The organism is Streptomyces sp. NPDC002994 (assembly GCF_040611155.1).
Classification (GTDB): Bacteria; Actinomycetota; Actinomycetes; order Streptomycetales; family Streptomycetaceae; genus Streptomyces.
This window is the reverse complement of record NZ_JBEXNQ010000071.1, coordinates 1-2,115: the sequence shown is the minus strand read 5'-3', so window position 1 is coordinate 2,115 and position 2,115 is coordinate 1. Positions and strand designations below refer to the sequence as shown.

The following is a 2,115-nucleotide window of genomic DNA, read 5'->3' as shown; positions in this document are numbered from 1 at the left end:
CTGAAGCTCCGCCATCTTGAAGTGGCTGGTCCGCGGGGTGGCGTGACCCCGTTTCGGGCTGCTCGTACTGGTCGCGGGCGGCAGTCTGGGGTGTAGATCGTCTGGCAGGAGTGGGTTTGTGGATTCCCGTCCGTCGTCGCGGGTCCTGCTCCCACGCTCCGGCCCATGATGGATCCCGAGGTGCTGGAGCGGATCGCCGCGCGGCGTGCGGAGCTGGACGGACTCGAAGAACAGCTGGTCCAGCAGCTGTCGGAGGTACGAGCTGAGCGCGATGAGCTGGCCGTGGCCGAGCGGGTGTGGCAGCGGATGAGCGAGCAGCTCGCCGACGAGCGCACGGAGGCCGGGTCGCCGGTGGTCCAGGTGGCAGGTCGGGCGGTGCGGCTGGTCCCGGACCGTGGGCCGGGGGTGGCTGAGTCCGCACTGCCGGCTGAGTACCAGCGCATCCTGACCGCGGTGCGGCAGGCCGCCGGTCCGGTCTCCACTCGGCAGATCGGCGAGGTGCTGGGCTTGGACACCGGGGTACGGGGCAAGCTGGAACCGTTGCGCGGGAAGCTCACGAAGCTGGCCGACCGCGGCTGGCTGCACAAACGACCCGACGGGAAGTTCACCATCCGCCCGTGACCGATCCGCACGGCGATCGGGGCGTAACCAAGGTGCCCCCGGCGGCTGTTGGAATTGTGTGACGAATACCAAAGAGCACGCCGGGGACACCGTGTCCCTGGTCTACCAGTGCCGCCTGCCGCTGTCCACGCGCACCCTGAACTACCTCGCCGACCTGTTGCGCCGCCATCTGAAGGCCATACGCTCCCGGTGGCGGGCGTTGCCGCCCGGGAGGATCGCGGTGATCGTCCTGGCCGTGCTCCGGCACGACCAGCGCCTGGCCGACATGGCCTGCGGCAACGACATCTCCGCCACCACCGTGCGCCGCTGGCGCGACGAGCTGATCGCGCTCCTCGACGCGAGGTCCCCGCGTCTGGACCGCGCCCTGAAGAAGATCGCCAAGCGGGGCGGGGAGGTCGTCCTGATCGACGGCACCCTCATCCCCACCCAGCGCCGCACCGGCAAGGCGAACCGCCCGAACTACTCCGGCAAGCATCGCCGCCACGGCCTGCATGTCCTCGCGCTGACCGACGAGCGGGGCCGTCTGGTGTGGATATCGGCCGCCCGGCCCGGCCGCACCCACGACATCACCGCCGCCCGCCGCGACCGCATCCTGGCCCACCTGCGCGCTGCCGGTCTCGGCGCCCTGGCCGACCTGGGCTTTATCGGCCTGGACGACTACGGGGACGACCCCGTGGTCGTCACCGGCTTCAAGGCCACCCGTGCCCGCAGGCTCGCACCCGCCGAAAGGGAGGCCAACCGCATCCTGGCCGCCGGACGCGCCCCGGTCGAACGCGGCTTCGCCCATCTGAAGAACTGGCGGATCCTCACCAAGCTCCGCACTGACCCCGCCCGCGCCACCCCCCTGCTTCGCGCGCTGCTCGTACTGACGAACATCGAGGCCACTACCGACAATTGATCTCTACCGCAGGCAGCCCACGACCAGCACAAGCACTCCGGAACAGCGTCACTGAGCCGGGATCGGCTGGGTGAGGTTCACCGGGTTGCCGTCGGGGTCCTGGATGTGGGCGACGCGCTGTCCCCACGGCATGTTGTTGGGGCCGCTGCGGACCGAGCCGCCCAGCGCCGCCACCCGGCCGAGCGTCTCGTCGACGTCGTCGACACCGATGCTGAGCAGGATCCGCGGTGCCGCCCCAGTCCCCGGGTTCTCCTTGGCCACCAGCCCGAGGTCGGTGTCGCCGATGCGCAAGCCGAGGTAGAAGGCCGGGCCTTCCGCCGGTACCCGGAAGATCTCCTCAGCGCCGAACAATTTCGTATAGAAGCCGAGCAGAACGTCCTGGTCGGCAGTCACGATCACTGGCTGGATGGTGGACATGGCACTCCTGTCGAGAACGGTCGTGTCGCTGGGTAGACCGTCCGAGGACGGTGAACTCATCGGCAAAACCGCCCTGCCAAACGATCTACAACACAGACCGCCGCCCGCGACCAGTACGAGCAGCCCGAAACGGAGTCACGCCACCCCGCTGACCAGCCACTTCAAGATGGCGGAGCTTC

The 2,115-nt window shown here is 69.3% G+C and carries 4 protein-coding genes; 3 read left to right on the top strand and 1 reads right to left on the bottom strand.

What is annotated here, in order from left to right; translation table 11 throughout:
- Positions 1-165 precede the first annotated feature (165 nt).
- Entirely contained in the window at positions 166-621 is a 456-nt protein-coding gene (locus ABZX79_RS37775) for a hypothetical protein (protein WP_355268588.1), read from the top strand.
- Between the two features lie 58 nt (positions 622-679).
- Positions 680-1,519 (top strand): transposase family protein, encoded by an 840-nt coding sequence (locus ABZX79_RS37770; RefSeq protein ID WP_355268585.1) that lies wholly within the window; start codon positions 680-682, stop codon positions 1,517-1,519.
- Between the two features lie 48 nt (positions 1,520-1,567).
- On the opposite strand, the gene ABZX79_RS37765 is transcribed toward ABZX79_RS37770, so the two are convergent.
- Entirely contained in the window at positions 1,568-1,936 is a 369-nt protein-coding gene (locus ABZX79_RS37765) for a VOC family protein (protein WP_355268582.1), read from the bottom strand.
- Between ABZX79_RS37765 and ABZX79_RS37760 the strand changes: the two genes are divergently transcribed.
- Positions 1,935-2,115 (top strand): hypothetical protein (locus ABZX79_RS37760; RefSeq protein WP_355268579.1); only part of this gene is annotated, 181 nt, incomplete at its 3' end. The two genes, ABZX79_RS37765 and ABZX79_RS37760, sit on opposite strands and share 2 nt — an antisense overlap.

Bases quoted from the DNA above. Each gene is read 5' to 3' on its own strand.
- ABZX79_RS37775 (WP_355268588.1), top strand. From the start codon at position 166: ATGATGGATCCCGAGGTGCTGGAGCGGATCGCCGCGCGGCGTGCGGAG.
- ABZX79_RS37765 (WP_355268582.1), bottom strand. From the start codon at position 1,936: ATGTCCACCATCCAGCCAGTGATCGTGACTGCCGACCAGGACGTTCTG.